Source organism: Halalkalibacter suaedae, assembly GCF_017939705.1.
In the GTDB taxonomy this organism is placed as follows: Bacteria; Bacillota; Bacilli; order Bacillales; family Bacillaceae_D; genus Halalkalibacter; species Halalkalibacter suaedae.
In genome coordinates this window covers 228,458-247,328 of sequence record NZ_JAGKSQ010000001.1, presented here as the reverse complement: position 1 = coordinate 247,328, position 18,871 = coordinate 228,458, and the positions used below count along the sequence as shown (strand labels likewise).

Genomic DNA, 18,871 nt, shown 5'->3' with positions numbered 1-18,871 from the left:
GGGATGGAGTCATTACAATCATCACTTAAGCAATGGACAAAAAATAAGAACATTCAACAGCAGCTAGATGAAGCAAGAACAGCATTACTACAAGATCCATTTGTTAGTAAGGCACTGCAGCAATTTGATGAAGTGTCAGAAGAAATGGTTGAACAAGGTCTTATGAAACTCTATGAATATAAAAAAGAGCTTCATCATTGTTCAGAGTGTCCTGGTCTCTCTAAATGCCCAAATATGATGCAGGGGTATCAACCTAAGTTAACTGTAGTAAGAGGTACATTGGATCTATCCTATCAAGCCTGTTCTAAGAAGGAACAGCATGATAAGGAAAAACAAGAGAGACAATTAATTAAGTCATTCTATGTTCCAAAAGAAATCCTTTCTGCGACCTTCGATTCACTTGATGATATTTCAGAGAGAGAGGAAGCGAGTCGAAGAGCACTGTCCTTTGCGATGGAAGCAAGACCAGGTGAGGACGGCGATGGTCTTTATTTTTATGGGAAGTTTGGCGTCGGCAAAACCCATTTAATGGGTGCGATTGCCAATGAACTTAGAGAAAAAGGCATCCAAACCTTTTTAGTGTACACTCCTGACTTTTTTAGAGAAATGAAACAATCGATTGGAGATGGATCCTTCCAAAAGAAATTAGATATGGTCAAACAAGCCGAAGTGTTGATCCTTGATGACATTGGGGCTGAAACGATTTCTGGTTGGATTCGCGACGATGTTCTTGGAGCAATTCTTCAGCATCGTATGCTTGAAAAATTGCCTACTCTTTTCACATCGAATTATGATTATGATGAACTTGAAGATCACTTATCTTACTCAGATAAAGGTGGAATTGAAGAGCTAAAGGCGAAGCGAATTATGGAGAGAATTAAACATTTTACAACATTCGTAACTGTTGAAGGTGACAATCGTCGTCGTAGATAAAAGATTTGTAGTTTTTGCCATCAGGATTGTCTTCTCTTTCCGGGATGATTGAACTGTGATAGGATGATACTATCCTATATTGATAGAGTACGGAGGTTAATTATATGAGTATAGATGCAATTTTAGAGCGTGCTGTGAACGGGGAGCGCTTGTCTATGGCTGATGCTGTCGCTCTTTATGAGAGTGATGAAGTAGAGAAAATGGGCGAGGCTGCTGATAAGGTAATGAAAAAGTGGCATCCAGATCCAGTCGCTACGTTTATCATTGGACGTAATGTCAATTATACGAATTTCTGTGATACGTATTGCCGTTTTTGTGCTTTCTATAGAGCACCTGGTCATAAAGAGGGTTATGTATTAAGTAATGATGAAATCTTTAAGAAAATTGAAGAAACGCTAGCTGTTGGTGGAACAGAAATTTTGATGCAAGGTGGAACAAATCCGGATTTACCACTTAGTTATTATACAGACTTACTTCGTGAAATTAAGGAACGTTACAATATCTGGATGCATTCATTTTCTCCAGCTGAAGTCTGGAAGATTGCTGAAGTTTCCAATCTTTCTGTAGAAGAAGTTCTTCGTGAGCTTCACGAAGCTGGCTTAGATAGTATGCCAGGTGGGGGTGCAGAAATCCTGACCGAGGAAACTAGGCTTAGAGTTAGTCGTCTTAAGGTTACTTGGGAGCAATGGATTGAAGCAATGAAGGCAACGAAGAAAGTTGGCATGCACGGTACGGCTACGATGGTTATCGGATTTGGAGAATCATTTGAAGAACGTGCCCTGCATCTTCAGCGAGTTCGTGATGCTCAGGATGAAACAGAGTGTTTCACTGCCTTTATATCATGGTTACTTCAGCCGGAAAATACGGGGATGCATCGTACGAAGAAATTAACGCCAACCGATTATTTAAAGAATGTCGCGATTTCTCGTTTATTCCTAGATAATATTCCGAACTTTCAAGCGTCATGGGTAACGATGGGACCAGAAGTTGGGAAGTTATCATTACAATACGGATGTAATGACTTCGGTAGCACAATGATGGAGGAGAATGTTGTTTCTGCTGCTGGGGCGACTCATAAGGTTAACACAAATGAAACGTTAAGACTCATTCGTGAAGCTGGAAAAATACCTGCACAGCGCGACACTGGTTACAATATTCTAAAAGTATTTAATGATGAAGAAATTGCTGAAAATGACTTTGTTATGCAGAATTAATAGGACGCTCTGGCCACTGGCCAGGGCGTTTTTTCTGATTGTTTGAAAGCTTTGATTGTATTAGTTATTTATTCGTGGCAAAACGAAGAAATAATAATCATTTTTTTAAAACATCTACATAGGATGAAAGTAGAGCCTGTCTGAGTATGGACGAGAAGTAAAACGAAGAAGGGTGTTCGTTATATGTAAGGGGGAGTAAGCGTTGATAGCAATCCATTTTGAACAAGAACATGATTGCAAGCAATTATTAGAACAACTGCAAGCGTATATTTGTAAATACGCAAATTATGGTCTAGGTGGTGCTGTAAAAGCAGAAGGGGACGATACGATTCTACTCAACTATGAACATAACGAGATTAACTTTTATGATTCGTTTCATCCTCTACTCGCATCGGTATTGACCGATTATGTAATTAGTACGAAAGAAGAGGAATGGCTCCTGGACATTATTGAAACAATGTTTTACTTTAAGGATGTAGAAGAGCAAAAGCAAATTCTTGCGATGGCAACCTCAATACTCGAAGGTGATCGAGAGGATCTCCCTCAAATGAAACCTTTTTTTAATCGTAGAGCCTATATCTATGATGCGTTTGCAAAACACTTAGAAGAGGAAACAACCTTTTACTATGAACCATTTTTAACCTTTCGACTTCGTGATTATGGGGAAATTCTGATTGATTGTGTTGAAATGGCAATTGATGAGTACATGCTTGAGCAGGAATATCAGAATATGATTGAAGAGTTTCGTCAACATGTTCAGATGAACCGTGCCAAGATTGATGTCTTGTATATTGTTCATAATGAAAACTTTACGTTCTATGATGAGCATTTCCGTAAGCTAACGAGAGAAGAGATTCTCTTTTATTTGCAAGATGATCTTATATTTGAACAAGAGGTTGAAGTAGATGATATGGTAATTAGTCCTCTTGTAAGTATGGCACCGGGAGTTGTTCATGTCTTTACAGATGATCCGGATCATGGTGTCGTTCTTTCGATCCAATCTATTTTTCAAGAACGCTTGAAGCTCTATCCATTAAAGCTATATGAAAAAGAATGGCAATAAAAAATGTCGATTGTTACTTGATTTTCTATCTCGTGCTCCCTATAATACTACATAGCAGAATTAAATGATCAAGAGTGATGACGAGGACACGAGACGGATCGAATGTTTTCAGAGAGAGAGGCAAATGGTGAGAGCCTCTTAACAGGACAACGGACTTACCACCTCAGAGCAGCATTGGGGAAACATCCTAGGATGGATTAACTAATGCCGGCATGCAGCCGTTATTGTATTGAGCCACTGCACTGCAGTGGGAACAAGGGTGGAACCACGAAACCACACTCGTCCCTTCTATATGGAGGGATGGGTGTTTTTTTATGAAAAAAATTAGTACTAAGGAGTGGACAAGTATGGCAGATGTGAAGATTACATTCCCTGATGGAGCAGTGAAAGAGTTCCCTCAAGGAACAACAACAGAAGAGATTGCAGCTTCAATTAGCCCAGGCTTAAAAAAGAAGGCAATTGCGGGGAAATTTAATAATACATTGATTGATTTACGAACTCCAATTAATGAAGATGGAGAAATTGCTATTGTCACACAAGCATCAGAGGAAGCATTGGAAATCGTTAGACACAGTACGGCACATGTTATGGCACAAGCAATTAAACGTTTATTTAAGGATGTGAAACTTGGTGTAGGTCCTGTTATTGAGGGTGGCTTTTACTATGACATTGATACACCTGAATCACTCACACCAGAAGATTTGCTGAAGATTGAAAAGGAAATGAAGAAGATTGTCTCAGAGAATCTTGAATTTAATCGAGTTGAAGTAACAAGAGAAGAAGCGATCAAACGTTATCAAGAAATTGGTGATGAATACAAGCTAGAATTAATTGATGCGATACCAGAGGGCGAAATGCTTACGATCTATGAGCAAGGTGAATTCTTTGACCTATGTCGTGGGGTCCATATTCCATCAACAAATAAAATTAAAGAATTTAAACTACTTAGTCTTGCTGGTGCTTACTGGAGAGGTGACAGTAAAAACAAAATGCTTCAACGAATTTACGGAACGGCCTTCTTTAGCAAGGAGGATTTACAGGAACATCTTCGTTTGCTAGAAGAAGCGAAAGAACGTGATCACCGTAAATTAGGAAAAGAGCTTGGGATTTTTGCTTTATCTCAAAAGGTCGGTATGGGACTGCCACTTTGGTTACCAAAGGGTGCTACTGTGCGTCGTATCATTGAACGCTATATTGTTGATAAAGAAGAACGTCTTGGCTATCAACATGTGTATACACCAATTCTAGGTAGTTCAGAGCTTTATAAAACATCTGGACATTGGGATCACTATAAGGATGATATGTTCCCTGTCATGGAACGTGACAATGAAGAGTTCGTGCTCCGCCCAATGAACTGCCCACACCATATGATGGTGTACAAGCAAGATATGAGAAGCTATCGTCAATTACCGCTCCGAATCGCGGAACTTGGCATGATGCACCGTTATGAGATGTCAGGAGCGGTATCTGGTTTGCAGCGTGTACGTGGAATGACGCTGAACGATGCTCATATTTTCTGTCGTCCAGATCAAATTAAGGACGAATTTTTAAGAGTGGTTCATTTAATCCGTGAAGTCTACAAGGACTTTGGTATTGAAAATTATAAGTTCCGCTTATCTTATCGTGACCCAGAAGATAAGGAAAAGTATTTTGATGATGATGCTATGTGGGAGAAGGCTCAAGGCATGCTTAAGGATGCAATGAATGAGCTGGATGATGTTGAATATTATGAAGCTGAAGGCGAAGCGGCTTTTTATGGTCCTAAATTAGATGTTCAAGTCAAAACAGCTTTAGGAAAAGATGAGACACTATCAACTGTACAATTAGACTTCCTATTACCAGAACGCTTTGATTTAACGTATATTGGTGAGGATGGTCAGCATCATCGTCCGGTTGTTGTTCACCGTGGGGTTGTTTCAACAATGGAGCGATTTGTTGCCTTTTTACTTGAAGAATATAAGGGTGCCTTTCCAACTTGGCTTGCACCTGTTCAAGTGCAAATTATTCCAGTATCACCAGATGTACATTTAGACTATGCAAATAAGGTAAAAGACCAACTTCAAGCTGCCGGTGCTCGCGTTGAAATTGACGAAAGAGATGAGAAAATCGGTTATAAAATTCGTGAAGCACAAATGCAAAAAATCCCTTATATGCTTGTGCTCGGGGATAAAGAAATGGAAGCAGATGCTGTTAATATCCGTAAGTATGGCGAACAAGACTCTGCCTCAGTTGCTTTGGCTGACTTCATTACTCAAATGCAAACTGAAGTAAGAAAGTAAAATCAGGGCTAAAAGATTCGAGGTAGTCACAATGGCTTCACACGTTGTACGCCTGTTAGGGGAAATCAACTCATAGCAAGTTTAAGCCAATGACGGTTCCCCTAAGATCCATAACGTATCTTTTCAATGGTCCAATAAATAGATATTGCTTTTCTACAATAGAGAAGGTACACTATTATAGTCGATAACTAACAGGTGTTGACACCTTCTACCGATTATGATAAAGTTAATCAGTAATCAATTGAATATTACGAACAAGGCAAGAAGAAGCGCCCGCTTCTCACCTGATTGACGGATTGTTGACAGGTATGATGAGTTTCATTTTAGATGACACAACAAGTGTGGGCGTAGTATGCCCACACTTATTTTTTGTTTAAAAGAGGGCATCGGGAAACCGAGGTTGCTTTAGTTTGTTAAAATCCTTTGGAGGTGGCTCATTATTAGTAAAGACAATATGTTGGTCAATGAAGGGATTCGTGCACGTGAAGTTCGTCTTATTGGAGCAAATGGAGATCAAATTGGGATTACGCCAAAACAAGAAGCACTTGAAATGGCTCAAAATGTCAACCTTGACTTAGTTTGTGTATCCCCAACTGCGAAACCACCCGTGTGTCGTATCATGGACTACGGTAAATTCCGTTATGAGCAACAAAAGAAAGACAAGGAAACTCGTAAAAAGCAAAAGATCATCAATGTTAAAGAGGTTCGTTTGAGCCCGACAATTGAAGATAATGACTTTAATACGAAGCTTCGTAACGCTCGTAAGTTTCTTGAAAAGGGAGATAAGGTAAAGGCAGCGATTCGTTTCCGCGGACGTGCAATTACTCACTCTCAGATCGGAAGAAAAGTACTTGAGCGTCTTGCAAAAGAGTGTGAAGACATCGCAGTAGTTGAATCAATGCCTAAGATGGAAGGACGAAGCATGTTCTTAATGCTCGCTCCTAAAGTTGAAAAGTAATTACTGCTGATAGCTTGAACAAGATTAAAGGAGGACCTGAGTTATGCCAAAAATGAAAACTCACCGTGGCGCTGCTAAGCGTTTTAAGAAGACTGGATCTGGGAAGCTTAAGCGTTCGCACGCATTCACTAGTCACTTATTCGGAAACAAGTCTCAAAAGCAAAAGCGTAAGTTACGTAAAGCTGGAATGGTTAGTTCTGGTGATTTCAAGCGTATTCGTTCAATGTTAACGTACAAAAAATAATTGATCTGTTCGGATTAAGGAGGGAACTTCGATGCCAAGAGTAAAAGGCGGTTATGTCGCTCGTCGTCGTCGTAAGAAGGTTTTAAAATTAGCAAAAGGGTATTACGGTTCTAAACATACGTTATTTAAGTCAGCACAAGGTCAGGTAATGAAGTCATTACTTTATGCTTACCGTGATCGTCGTAATAAAAAGCGTGATTTCCGTAAGCTTTGGATTACACGTATCAACGCAGCAGCTCGTATGAATGGTCTTTCTTATAGCCGTTTCATGCATGGCTTAAAGCTTGCTGAAATCAATGTTAACCGTAAGATCTTAGCTGATCTTGCAATCAACGATGAGCAAGCATTTGCTCAACTTGCTGATAAAGCAAAAACAAGCTTAAATGCTTAATTGATAAATAAAAGGAAAGTACGACGTCATGTCGTACTTTTTTTTTTGAAAAATAATTTTTAGGGGGAATCGCTGTGGCATGGTATGTGTATGTTCTTTTGATTAATGTAATAGGATTTAGTGTAATGGGCATAGATAAACAACGTGCAAAAAAAGGCCAGTACCGCATTTCAGAAAGGACATTATTTCTTTTTGCGTTGATTGGTGGAAGCATTGGTGTGTTCACTGGGATGAACCTTTTTCGTCATAAAACGAAGAAAAGAAGTTTTTCATTAGGGCTACCTATGATCATCATTGCCCAAATCATTAGCGTAACCTTCATCATCCTGTCCACTTCTGCATAGGATAGAGTGGAGGCGTATGAATAGTGCCTTTAGCAGATTTGAGAAAATGGTTCCATACGTTGTTCTCCTACTAGAAAAACGTAAACAAACGAGCTTTGGACAAAGCAAATGGTTCCTCTCATGCTTAAAGGCAGCTGAAAAAAGTAAAGAAGTATCCCTTTTCAAGTGCCCTCGTTATAGAGTGGAGGCGAAAATACATGCAAGAGTATCTTGAACGCTCACAGTACTTCATTGAACAATCAGGGTGGCTGGCTCCCCTTTTTTTCATTATGCTTCATGTAGTAAGACAAGTTTTATTTATTCCTGTTTTGCTTGTTTGTTTAGTTGGTGGCTATATATTCGGTATCTTTTATGGTTCTCTTTATTCAATAATTGGATTGTCCCTAGTAAGTATGGTGTTTTATTACATCATTTATCTGTTTCCTCGGTTTAGAAAGAAATTAAGCCGATTGCAACATAAATTTGTAAAGGATACAACTAGATTAAATCTAGCTCAATTAATGGTCATGCGCGTGATGCCGTTGGTGCATTTTCATCTAGTTTCTTTGTATGTAATTGAAACGACGAAATCCTTTAGACAATATTCAAAGAAGTCGATCATTCTTAGCATCCCTCCAGCGATTATTTACACAGCATTTGGTGGCATGATCCATGAGTTACCTCTACAAGGTACGGTGTTTTTTGCTTTGTTTTTAGTGTTGTTATTTTTCGGGTTAAGAAAGAAGCGAACAACGATTGAGTGGGAGGCATTTTTTCAAAAAAAAGACTAGAAGATCACGTGAGTCGATGATCTTCTAGTTTTTTTTAAGAAATTCTTTAATTGGACTTTTCCATTCGACTTTTGTACTTGGGTATCGAACCTGGACATCGTCAGTAATAAATGTGAAATCCTCTTTAGTTAGGCCAGCTAATTTCTCTGGGTGTTTGACCCAAATGTAGACCGTCACAATATCAAACGAATCATTTGTTGTTCCTAAATACTTTTCGCCCTCGAACATTACACCTTTATACGTGAGTAAGAAATTTTTTCGGACATCCTTATCATCATCATAGAAAAAGTATTGTTTTTTTTCGTGAGCCTGTTCAAGTTTTCGGCGTGGGTGAAATAGGTATTTAAAGGCACTATACGTTAGAATGAGCAAGGCAATAAGAATTAAGATTCTAAATACATAAATCATAGACAGTCCTCCTTATGAGGTGTTACATTTTAGTTTACACAAAGAAAAGATGAAAGCAAAGAGACTTGTATTGTACAATACGTATGAAGAATACTTGTGGTTGCATTTTTATTTAAAAAAATAGTTATTTTTTTTGAAGAGAGGAGGTAATGACATGGATGTACAAGCAATGTTCCATATTCAGCAGGAGCTTAATGATCGAATTATTGACGAGCACAAACTTCAAGGAAAATCTTTATTTGCAGAAAAAATGCTTGCCTTCTTTGTCGAGTTAGGTGAACTTGCCAATGAAACAAGATGTTTCAAATATTGGAGCAAAAAAGCAGGCTCCGAAAAGGAAATTATTCTAGAGGAATACGTTGATGGTCTTCATTTCGTCCTTACACTTGGCCTAGCCTTAGGACATACAAATGTTACGTTAGATTATAGCAATGATGCACCTAGAACAACAACGGAACAATTTTTGTATGTGTTCAACTGTGCTCATGAATTGGAGCAATTTCAAACGAAGGATGCCTTTCAAAAATTATTCACTGCATTTCTATCATTAGGAGATCAATTGGATTTCACGATTACTGAAATAGAAGCAGCTTATTTGGAGAAGAATAAAGTTAATCATCAGCGTCAGGATGAAGGATATTAGTTTGAGTAGCGAAATAGTTTTCGGTATACTGTAGAAGTAGAATGAAAGGGAGCGATACATAATGGATGAACGTTTACAAATGCTTAAAGATTTGACAGATGCTAATGGTATTCCAGGGAATGAACGCGAAGTACGTGAGGTCATGGCTAAATACATTACTCCATTTGCTGATGAGGTAACGACAGATGGTCTTGGTAGTTTAGTTGCAAAAAAGGTTGGAAAAGCCGATGGTCCAAAAATCATGATTGCTGGCCATTTAGATGAAATTGGTTTCATGGTAACGAGCATCGATGATAAAGGTTTCCTACGCTTCCAGACCGTTGGTGGTTGGTGGGAGCAAGTTATGCTCGCACAACGTGTAACGATTATGACGAAAAACGGTAATATTCCTGGGGTTGTTGGCTCAAAGCCTCCGCATATTTTAACTCCAGAAGCACGTAAAAAGCCGACAGATAAAAAGGATATGTTTATTGATATCGGTGCATCAAGTAAGGAAGAAGCGATTGAATTCGGCGTACGCCCAGGAGATTCAGTTGTACCTGTTTGTGAATTTACTGTCATGAAGAATGAGAAATACTTAATGGCAAAAGCATGGGATAACAGAATTGGTTGTGCTATCGCAATTGATGTGTTACGAGAGCTTAAAGGAGTAGAGCATCCAAATACGGTGTATGGTGTAGGAACCGTGCAAGAGGAGATAGGTCTTCGCGGGGCTCGTACATCTGCTCATTTAATCCAACCAGATATTGGCTTTGGTGTTGATGTGGGTATTGCTGGTGACACTCCTGGAGTGACAGAGAAAGAAGCATTAGCCAAAATGGGTGAAGGTCCACAAATCGTTCTTTATGACTCATCAATGGTCTCACATAAAGGACTGCGTGATTTTGTAACAGACACTGCTGATGAAAATAATATTCCATATCAGTTTGATTCAATGGCTGGTGGAGGAACAGATTCTGGTGCAATTCATTTAACTGCAAATGGAGTACCTGCTCTTTCGATTACGATTGCAACACGCTATATTCATACCCATGCAGCGATGCTTCACCGTGATGACTATGAAAATGCAGTGAAGTTGATTGTTGAAGTCATTAAGAAGCTTGATAAAGACACTGTAGCGAAAATTACGTTTGATTGATTTAAGTTTAAATAGGATATAGGAAGCTTGTCGACAAATTCTCTATAAGAGGCCGTCGACAAGTTTTTTTTGTAAGTGAGATTAGTCTAGAGTCATAATAAGACGCTTCGATCCCGCTACCGGGATGGGGGGCACGCTTTCCGCAGGAGGGCGTGGAACTAACCGGCTATGCCGGTGGATTTCCACCTGCCCGTCTCATCCTGCAGGAGTCGGCCCTCCCATCCCGTCCGCTTTGTATGAAGTGAAATGAGAATTGGTTTCCTTTTGTTGTTAGTCCGAATAATAAAAATGAATGGATCCTCATTCCCCTAAAAGAATGAAAAGCTGTAACAAACAGGATTAAGTGGATCCTGGTTCCCTCAAAGGTCACAATATCGATAAAATATAAAGTTGAAAAGGGCTATACCGGAATGAGGTTCAGACGTTATGTTTCAAAATTTATTTTAAAATACAATAAAGGAAAGTGAATCCACACAAAATAGGAAGGCATATAAAGAAATCGATAAGACAGGACCACATATTTAGTACACCATTCCCTTGTTTGGGCAACAGCTGCTATTTTTATTATTAAAATAACGAGACTGGGACATAACAAAGTGTTTAACTGAAATACAGAATAAAGTATTACGTAGCTCTTGAAATAAGTCTCTCGTAGAAAGCTGATTATATTTCAGGGGCGTTTTATACCATTATTCGGATTTCTATAGTTAAATCACTTTAGTCCCAGCCTCGTTATTCCGTATGCTTTCGATGACAACAAGCCGATTTATTGTAGTCCTTGACTAATTTGTTCGCAAAGCTGTTCTTTTTGTTGATCTGTCGCATGTTTCCAATATACTTCAAACATTACACCTAATCCTGGAAGCATTTTTTCTTCACCGCGTGAGACGGCATCGCTAATTGTTGCTTCGACCTCTTGTTCCGAGCTACCTTGAATATTGGCCATAATGGCACCGCGTAGATTAAAACCCATAGTTATCGCACTCCTTTTATGTGGTAATGAATGGTTCTATCGCTAGTATGTCTCAGCCTTTACTGGATTATGTTAAAAAAAATCGGTATGATGTCTTAAGGATAGTAGATGAAAAAAGGAGTTAGGGATGAAACGAATTGATTCGATTAAAAATGAACGTATAAAGGCATGGAAGAAATTACATACGAGAAAAGGTAGAGAGAAAGCTGGTATGTTTATGGTGGAAGGTCATCATTTAATAGAAGAAGCTCTCAAGTCGCCGATTGTTGTTCAAGTTGTCCTTATGACAGAGGAGATAGTGGCACCTAGTAATGAACTGATTAATGGTTGTGAAATGATTGTTGTTAGTGATCAAGTGATGAAAGAGATCTCTGAAACGGAAAGTCCACAAGGGATAGCAGCGATCTGTGAACTGCCAGTATCTCCTGCTATTGATACGCTTGAAGGACGCTATTTATTAGCAGACCGTGTCCAAGATCCAGGAAACCTTGGAACGATGATCCGTACCGCAGACGCTGCTGGAATGACAGGGGTTGTTTTAGGAGAAGGTAGTGTTGATCTTTTTAATAGTAAAGTTATTCGATCATCACAAGGATCGATTTTTCATTTACCAGTAGTAAAAGGTGATTTGCTCGTCTGGATCCAGTGGTTAAAGGAAGCGGGGATTCCTGTATTTGGAACAGCATTAGAGGGAGCTAGCTCATACTCAGCTATCGAACCTCAAGAACAATTTGCGTTAATTGTCGGGAATGAAGGAGAAGGTGTAAGTCAGGAAATACTTGACCGAACAGACCAGAATCTATATGTTCCAATTTATGGCCATGCAGAATCACTAAATGTCGCAGTGGCAACAGGCGTTCTTCTGTATTATTTAAGGGGCTAACAACGGTTGCAACGATTCAAAACTTTCTCTATAATGAAAAAGCAAAGATAAGTGGATATTGTAAAAATGCAACGAAAGAGAGTAGTACGCCCATAACCGCCTTACAGGGAGAAGATGTCCTAGACTGCAAGCATCTTCATGGTAGGAAGGACTGAATTCACTCTGGAGCAGACACTGGATCACAGACGTAGGTTTGTGAAGGTGTTCCGGTTAAACCGTTAAGACAATGAAGAAACATTGTGATCACTCTGATTGCATGTAACTAAGGGTGGTACCACGAGTCTTCGTCCCTTTTGCGGGAGCGAAGGCTCTTTTTTATGTGGAAAAAGAAAAAAGGAGGATCCAAATGAAAGAACGTTTAGAGGAATTACGAGACGAAGCATTAGCTAAAGTGAAGGCTGCTGAAGATGTGAAGTCATTGCAAGAAGTTAGAGTTGCCTATCTTGGTAAGAAGGGGCCGATTACCGAGGTTCTACGTGGTATGGGCAAATTATCAGCTGAAGAAAGACCAGTGATTGGTCAAATGGCAAATGACGTTCGTGATGCGATCAAGGTTGAGGTAGATGCAAAGGAAGTGCTGCTTGAGCAAGCAGCAATTGAGCAACAGCTTGCTGAAGAAAGTATTGATGTGACATTACCTGGCCGTCCGGTCAGTTCTGGTTCAAGACATCCGTTGACAATTGTCGTTGAGGAAGTAGAGGATGCGTTTCTTGGACTTGGTTTCTCTGTTGCTGAAGGACCAGAAGTAGAGGTTGACTACTACAATTTCGAAGCATTGAATCTTCCGAAGGATCATCCGGCTCGTGATATGCAGGATTCGTTTTATTTCACAGACGAATTACTGCTTCGCACACATACTTCGCCGGTACAAGCACGTACGATGGAGAAACATGAAGGGAAAGGGCCAGTAAAGGTTATTTGTCCTGGGAAAGTGTTCAGACGTGATGACGATGACGCGACCCATTCACATCAATTCATGCAAATTGAAGGTTTGTATGTTGATGAACATGTTCGGATGAGCGATTTAAAAGGCGTGCTAGAGCAGTTCGCTAAAGCATTTTTCGGGGAAGATCGAGAAATTCGCCTTCGTCCCAGCTTCTTTCCTTTTACAGAGCCTTCAGTTGAGGTAGATGTATCTTGTGGAATGTGTGCTGGTAAAGGCTGTCGTATTTGTAAGCAATCTGGCTGGATTGAAGTGCTAGGAGCAGGAATGGTTCACCCACGTGTTCTTGAAATGAGTGGGTTTGACTCAACGAAATATAGTGGATTTGCATTCGGTATGGGAGCTGAGCGACTAGCCATGCTGAAATATGATATTGATGATATTCGTCATTTCTATACAAATGATGTGCGTTTTCTTGCACAATTCAAACGGGCGTAAAGGAGGATATGTAAATGCTTGTCTCATATAAATGGTTACAGGAATACGTGGATATTCAAGATGTTAGTCCACAGGATATTGCAGAAAAAATGACACGTGGAGGAATTGAAATTGATTTCATTCACAAGTTAAATAAAGGGATTTCAGGCGTAGTTGTCGGTCATGTTAAGGAATGCAATCAGCATCCAAATGCTGATAAGCTTAATGTCTGTCTTGTTGATATTGGTGAAGAAGAACCAGTTCAAATCGTATGCGGGGCACCAAATGTAGCTGCAGGCCAACTTGTAGCTGTAGCGAAAGTTGGAGCGATCCTACCAGGAAACTTTAAAATAAAAAAGGCAAAGCTCCGTGGCGAGGTTTCGCAAGGGATGATTTGTTCTTTGCAAGAATTAGGGATTGAGAGCAAACTCGTGCAAAAAGAATTTGCTGAAGGCATTTATGTGTTCAGTGAAAAGGTCGAAGTTGGAAGTGATGCATTAGCAGCACTGAACCTAGACGATGAGGTACTAGAGCTTGATTTAACACCTAATCGCTCTGATTGTTTGAATATGATTGGGGTAGCCTATGAAATTGCTGCACTGTATGAAAGAGAAGTAAGATTACCAGAGCTTAACATAAAGGCAAATGAAGAGCAGGCGTCTGATTATATTTCTGTAAAAGTTGATGTACCTGATGATAATCCTTATTATGGTGCAATTATGATAAAGGATATCAAAGTAGGACCTTCACCACTTTGGCTTCAAAATCGTTTAATCGCTGCGGGAATTCGTCCAATTAGTAATGTTGTCGATGTAACGAATTATGTACTCTTAGAATACGGTCAACCATTACATGCGTTCGATTATGATCGTTTCGGTTCAAAGCAAGTCGTTGTTCGTCGGGCTCAAGATGGTGAGAAAATGGTTACATTAGACGATCAGGAGCGTACGTTATCGAGTGAGCATCTTCTTATTACAAATGGACATGAACCTGTTGCGATTGCTGGTGTGATGGGCGGAGCAACATCTGAGGTTCATTCAGGTACAACGACTGTATTATTAGAGGCTGCTTATTTCAAGCCGACAACCATTCGTAAATCGTCTCGGGAACTTGGGCTACGAAGTGATGCTAGTGCTCGTTATGAAAAGGGTGTTGATCCGAATCGCGTCCTTGAAGCCGGAAAACGAGCGGCGAGTCTAATTGCTGAGCTTACGGGAGGCACAATTGTTTCTGGAGTCGTTGAACAGGATCAACTTAACGTTGAACCTGCAACAGTTGAGCTTGAGCTTGCGAGAATGAATAACCGACTAGGAATGAATGTCACGATTGATGAAGTGAAAAGATTCATGGATCGTTTAGGATTTACGTATGAACAAACAGAAGATACAACTCTTCTTGTTACAGCACCGACACGCAGAGCTGATATTCAAATTGAAGAAGATTTGGTTGAGGAGGTTGCTCGCCTATACGGGTATGATCATATCCCAACAACCTTACCATATGGTGCAACAACACAAGGTGCACTCACTGATTATCAAAAGAAGCGTCGTCGTGTACGTCGTGTCTTAGAACAATCGGGGCTATCACAAGTCATTACGTACTCATTAACAAGCCCTGAAAAGGCAAAAGGCTTTGCAGGACAATCCGAAGGTCTACTTGATGTTCGGTTAGCTATGCCAATGAGTGAAGATCGAAGTACGATGAGAACGAGCTTAATTCCGCACTTGTTCGATGTCCTCAGCTATAATTTCAATCGCAAAAATCAAGATGTCCATGTATATGAAATTGGTTCAATCTTCTTAAGTGAGGAAGAAACATTAACGAAGCAACCGAAAGAAAAGGAAATGGTTGCTGGAGCTTTGACTGGTTTGTGGCATGAGCACTCTTGGCAAGGAGAGAAAAAGACGGTTGATTTCTTTGTCGTTAAAGGAATATTAGAAGGCTTGTTCTTAGAGCTTGGTCTGAGTGAGTCTGTCCAATTTAAGCAAGTTCAAAAGACTGATATGCATCCTGGTCGTACAGCAATGATTACTTTGAATGAAAAAGAGATTGGATTTGTTGGTCAGGTTCATCCAGCAAAGCAGAAGGAACTTGATTTAAAAGAGACGTATGTGTACCAGTTGGATTTGGAATCAATCCTATCATTTGAAACAAATTCTGTTCTTTATCAGTCATTACCTCGTTTTCCGGCAATGGTTCGTGACATTGCATTAGTGGTTGACAAGGAGCGTTCAGCTAAAGAAGTAGAAGATGTTATTTTACAAGCTGGTGGGGACTTGCTAAAGAACGTCCGTGTGTTTGATTTATATGAGGGAGAGCATATGGAACAAGGTAAGAAATCGTTAGCATTTTCACTTACTTATTTAGATGTTGAACGAACGTTAACTGATGATGAAGTAACGAAAATACATCAGCAGGTGTTAGAGCAGCTTGAAGAAAAAATTGGAGCTAGCTTAAGAGGGTAATTGGCTTTAATTGTTCCTTAGAGAGTGAAAAAAGGTTAGGAACCTTTTTCACTCTCTTTTTATTTCCATCTTTACTAGTTCGTGTTATGATAGAAGGTAGGATTTTGTCAGAGATTAGCAGAATGAGATGAGGAGGCTTTTCGAGTCTATGCAGAATGAAAAGCAACGGATAACTGTAACGATTTATAGTCAACAATATACGGTTGTCGGGCAAGAGCCTCCGGCACATGTGAAGAAAGTGGCAAAAGTTGTTGATCAGAAAATGAAAGAAATAAAGAAATTAAACCCATATTTAGATACAACAAGGCTTGCTGTCTTAACAGCTGTCAATGTAGTAGATGATTATATGAAGGTTTTACAAGAATTAGAAGAATTGAAACAGGAACGGAGAACGACAGGAGACGAGTGACATGCTTAGTTTTATTCTTATACTTATATTGATTGGTAGCTTTTTCATTGGGCTACGAAGAGGGTTTATACTACAGATCATCCATCTAATTAGCTTTGTAGTTGCTATTTTCGTTGCTTATACATATTTCAGAGAGTTAGCATCCTACATCCGTCTTTGGATTCCATACCCACAAATTTCAGATGATAGTACAGTTGGAATGATCATTAGCTCATTTGATGCTGAACATGTTTATTATTCTGGGATTGCTTTTGCACTTTTATTTTTTAGTACAAAGATCATCCTGCATTTAATTGGTTCAATGTTAGATTTCTTAGCACATCTTCCGATTCTAAGATCTGTTAATCAATTTCTTGGCGGAGTATTTTGCTTTGTTGAAGCTTATTTAATTTTGTTTATCATCTTATTGGTTGCCGCACTTGTGCCGGTTGAACTTGTGCAAGCAGAGATACAACGCTCAATTGCAGCACAGTTTATTTTAAACCATACACCATTTTTGTCAGAATGGCTTAAGGATTTATGGGAAGGGAATACTATATAGATGGATCTGATCTTTCTAAAACATTTTGTTTTGGAGTTCAGGTCTTTTTTTGTTAATCCTCTTCGTTGATTTTCACTATGAACTATCGGTATGATAGAGAAGATGAAAGGATCGGGTGACAATGAATAAAAAAGAAGTTATTAAAATCCTCGAAATGATTTCGATTTATCTTGAAATAAAAGGTGAGAATTCCTTTAAAATATCTGCCTATCGCAAGGCAGCACAGGCACTTGAAGCCGATCAGAGAACATTAGATGAAATTGAAGAACCGGCAACATTGAATGGCATTGGAAAAGCGACTGCGGAAGTGATTATGGAGTTAAAAGGAACAGGAAAATCAAGTATGTATGAAGAATTAACTGAAGAGCTTCCTTCTGGTTTATTGGAGCTTTTGAACATCCAAGGACTAGGCGGGAAGAAAATTGGTAAGCTTTACCAAGAGCTTGAAGTCGTTGATGTCGAATCACTAAGACAAGCTTGTCTTGACAAAAAGGTTCAGCAATTAGCTGGCTTTGGTAAAAAGACGGAGGAGAAAATCCTTATTGCCCTTGAGGAAGCGACGGTTCGACCAGAACGATTAGCTCTGCCCCTCGTTTTGCCAGTCGCCGAACAAGTACAAGAAAGCTTGGCTTCAATGAAAGGGGTTATTCGCTATTCTTTAGCAGGTAGCCTTAGACGGTTAAGGGAAAGTGTGAAGGACCTAGATTTTATCATAGCGACTGATGATGTTAGCGAAGTGCGTGAACAGTTATTAGCACTTCCGATTGTAACAAAAGTCATAGCAAGTGGTGACACGAAGGTATCTGTTGAAGTGATGGCCGGTTTTCCGATCTCAATTGATTTCCGTTTAGTTACAGAAGAAGAATTTGCAACGACATTACATCATTTTACTGGCTCAAAGGATCATAATGTCAAAATGAGACAGCTTGCTAAAAAAAGAGGAGAAAAAATTAGTGAGTACGGTGTCGAAAATGTCGAAACAGGAGAAGTTAAGACGTTTACAACAGAAGACGAATTCTTTAATCATTTTGGTCTATCCTATATCCCACCAGAAGCAAGAGAGGATCAAGGAGAAGTCGAACTTGCGATGGAGGATGAAACCAATTATTATATTACAACGAATGATATCAAAGGTGATCTACATATGCATACGACTTGGAGCGATGGTGCCCATTCAATCAAGGAGATGGTTGAGGCTTCTAGAAGTATGGGATATGAGTATATAGCGATCACAGATCACTCAAAGTTTCTAAAAGTAGCAAATGGGTTATCTGTTGACCAACTTAAAGAACAACATCAATTAATTCGCGATTTAAACGAACAATACGACGATATTACGATTTTGACAGGGATTGAAATGGACATTTTACCGGATGGTACATTAGATTATGATGATGAACTTTTAGCTGAGGTTGATTTTGTCATTGCTTCAATTCATTCATCGTTTCAGCAGGATCAAGCGACGATTATGAGTCGTTTGAAAACAGCATTATTAAATCCACATGTTGATTTGATTGCTCATCCGACAGGAAGAATTCTAGGTCGACGAGAAGGGTACGATGTAGATGTCGAGCAATTAATTAATTTAGCGAAGGAGACGAATACCGCTCTAGAGCTGAATGCGAGTCCGTATCGCTTTGATTTAGCGGCACATTGGTTAAAGAAAGCTGAAGAGGCAGGGGTCATCCTTGCGATTAATACAGATGCTCATCGAAGAGAAACATTGACTGATATGCATTACGGAGCTGGTGTTGCTAGAAGTGCAATGCTAAAAGGGAGTTCTGTCATGAATACATGGCCGCTTGAGAAGATTGAAGCTTTTTTAAAGCGTCATAATTAGTATAGAACGCATAAA

Annotated in this window: 19 protein-coding genes and 1 other annotated feature; of the genes, 17 read left to right on the top strand and 2 right to left on the bottom strand. The window is 39.5% G+C overall.

Annotation, left to right across the window (positions count from 1 at the left end; all coding sequences use genetic code 11):
• The first annotated feature begins 3 nt into the window (after positions 1–3).
• From dnaI to J7W16_RS01160, 9 genes are all read left to right on the top strand, one after another.
• Positions 4–933 (top strand): primosomal protein DnaI, encoded by a 930-nt coding sequence (gene dnaI / locus J7W16_RS01200; RefSeq protein WP_210595104.1) that lies wholly within the window; start codon positions 4–6, stop codon positions 931–933.
• 104 nt (positions 934–1,037) lie between these two features.
• The gene (gene mqnC / locus J7W16_RS01195) at positions 1,038–2,147 is read left to right on the top strand and encodes a cyclic dehypoxanthinyl futalosine synthase (RefSeq protein ID WP_210595103.1); all 1,110 of its coding nucleotides are present in this window, start codon (positions 1,038–1,040) and stop codon (positions 2,145–2,147) included.
• Positions 2,148–2,349: 202 nt separating this feature from the next.
• On the top strand, positions 2,350–3,210 hold the full coding sequence (gene ytxC, locus J7W16_RS01190) for a putative sporulation protein YtxC (RefSeq protein WP_210595102.1): 861 nt from the start codon (positions 2,350–2,352) through the stop codon (positions 3,208–3,210).
• A 347-nt stretch (positions 3,211–3,557) separates the two neighbouring features.
• A complete protein-coding gene (gene thrS, locus J7W16_RS01185; protein WP_210595101.1) occupies positions 3,558–5,489 on the top strand; it encodes a threonine--tRNA ligase in 1,932 nt (643 codons plus the stop codon).
• A gap of 255 nt (positions 5,490–5,744) precedes the next feature.
• Positions 5,745–5,863, top strand: a sequence feature (ribosomal protein L20 leader region).
• Positions 5,864–5,943: 80 nt separating this feature from the next.
• The gene (infC, locus tag J7W16_RS01180) at positions 5,944–6,447 is read left to right on the top strand and encodes a translation initiation factor IF-3 (protein ID WP_210595100.1); all 504 of its coding nucleotides are present in this window, start codon (positions 5,944–5,946) and stop codon (positions 6,445–6,447) included.
• 43 nt (positions 6,448–6,490) lie between these two features.
• Complete coding sequence (gene rpmI, locus J7W16_RS01175; protein WP_210595099.1) at positions 6,491–6,691, top strand: 50S ribosomal protein L35; 201 nt, start codon at positions 6,491–6,493, stop codon at positions 6,689–6,691.
• 31 nt (positions 6,692–6,722) lie between these two features.
• The gene (gene rplT / locus J7W16_RS01170) at positions 6,723–7,082 is read left to right on the top strand and encodes a 50S ribosomal protein L20 (protein WP_210595098.1); all 360 of its coding nucleotides are present in this window, start codon (positions 6,723–6,725) and stop codon (positions 7,080–7,082) included.
• 74 nt (positions 7,083–7,156) lie between these two features.
• Positions 7,157–7,426 carry a DUF1294 domain-containing protein gene (locus J7W16_RS01165; protein ID WP_210595097.1) on the top strand — a complete coding sequence of 90 codons (270 nt, stop codon included), beginning with the start codon at positions 7,157–7,159 and terminating at the stop codon, positions 7,424–7,426.
• A 197-nt stretch (positions 7,427–7,623) separates the two neighbouring features.
• A complete protein-coding gene (locus tag J7W16_RS01160) occupies positions 7,624–8,196 on the top strand; it encodes a TVP38/TMEM64 family protein (protein ID WP_210595096.1) in 573 nt (190 codons plus the stop codon).
• 24 nt (positions 8,197–8,220) lie between these two features.
• On the opposite strand, the gene J7W16_RS01155 is transcribed toward J7W16_RS01160, so the two are convergent.
• The gene (locus tag J7W16_RS01155; protein WP_210595095.1) at positions 8,221–8,604 is read right to left on the bottom strand and encodes a sigma-w pathway protein ysdB; all 384 of its coding nucleotides are present in this window, start codon (positions 8,602–8,604) and stop codon (positions 8,221–8,223) included.
• 154 nt (positions 8,605–8,758) lie between these two features.
• Here J7W16_RS01155 and J7W16_RS01150 point away from each other — a divergent pair, with 154 nt between their 5' ends.
• On the top strand, positions 8,759–9,247 hold the full coding sequence (locus J7W16_RS01150) for a dUTP diphosphatase (protein ID WP_210595094.1): 489 nt from the start codon (positions 8,759–8,761) through the stop codon (positions 9,245–9,247).
• A gap of 61 nt (positions 9,248–9,308) precedes the next feature.
• The gene (locus tag J7W16_RS01145) at positions 9,309–10,385 is read left to right on the top strand and encodes a M42 family metallopeptidase (RefSeq protein ID WP_210595093.1); all 1,077 of its coding nucleotides are present in this window, start codon (positions 9,309–9,311) and stop codon (positions 10,383–10,385) included.
• 766 nt (positions 10,386–11,151) lie between these two features.
• On the opposite strand, the gene sspI is transcribed toward J7W16_RS01145, so the two are convergent.
• Positions 11,152–11,358, bottom strand: a complete 207-nt coding sequence (gene sspI, locus J7W16_RS01140; protein WP_210595092.1) for a small acid-soluble spore protein SspI — start codon at positions 11,356–11,358, stop codon at positions 11,152–11,154.
• A 127-nt stretch (positions 11,359–11,485) separates the two neighbouring features.
• Here sspI and J7W16_RS01135 point away from each other — a divergent pair, with 127 nt between their 5' ends.
• The 6 genes from J7W16_RS01135 to polX all read left to right on the top strand — a co-directional run bounded on the left by J7W16_RS01135 (position 11,486) and on the right by polX (position 18,856).
• Complete coding sequence (locus tag J7W16_RS01135; protein WP_210595091.1) at positions 11,486–12,241, top strand: TrmH family RNA methyltransferase; 756 nt, start codon at positions 11,486–11,488, stop codon at positions 12,239–12,241.
• A gap of 346 nt (positions 12,242–12,587) precedes the next feature.
• Positions 12,588–13,622, top strand: a complete 1,035-nt coding sequence (gene pheS, locus J7W16_RS01130; RefSeq protein ID WP_210595090.1) for a phenylalanine--tRNA ligase subunit alpha — start codon at positions 12,588–12,590, stop codon at positions 13,620–13,622.
• Positions 13,623–13,636: 14 nt separating this feature from the next.
• Positions 13,637–16,066: a phenylalanine--tRNA ligase subunit beta gene (gene pheT, locus J7W16_RS01125; RefSeq protein ID WP_210595089.1), complete on the top strand. Its 2,430-nt coding sequence runs from the start codon at positions 13,637–13,639 to the stop codon at positions 16,064–16,066.
• A 148-nt stretch (positions 16,067–16,214) separates the two neighbouring features.
• A complete protein-coding gene (gene zapA / locus J7W16_RS01120) occupies positions 16,215–16,475 on the top strand; it encodes a cell division protein ZapA (RefSeq protein ID WP_210595088.1) in 261 nt (86 codons plus the stop codon).
• A 1-nt stretch (position 16,476) separates the two neighbouring features.
• Positions 16,477–17,016 (top strand): CvpA family protein, encoded by a 540-nt coding sequence (locus tag J7W16_RS01115; protein WP_210595087.1) that lies wholly within the window; start codon positions 16,477–16,479, stop codon positions 17,014–17,016.
• A 121-nt stretch (positions 17,017–17,137) separates the two neighbouring features.
• Positions 17,138–18,856 (top strand): DNA polymerase/3'-5' exonuclease PolX, encoded by a 1,719-nt coding sequence (polX, locus tag J7W16_RS01110; RefSeq protein ID WP_210595086.1) that lies wholly within the window; start codon positions 17,138–17,140, stop codon positions 18,854–18,856.
• The last annotated feature ends 15 nt before the right edge of the window (positions 18,857–18,871 follow it).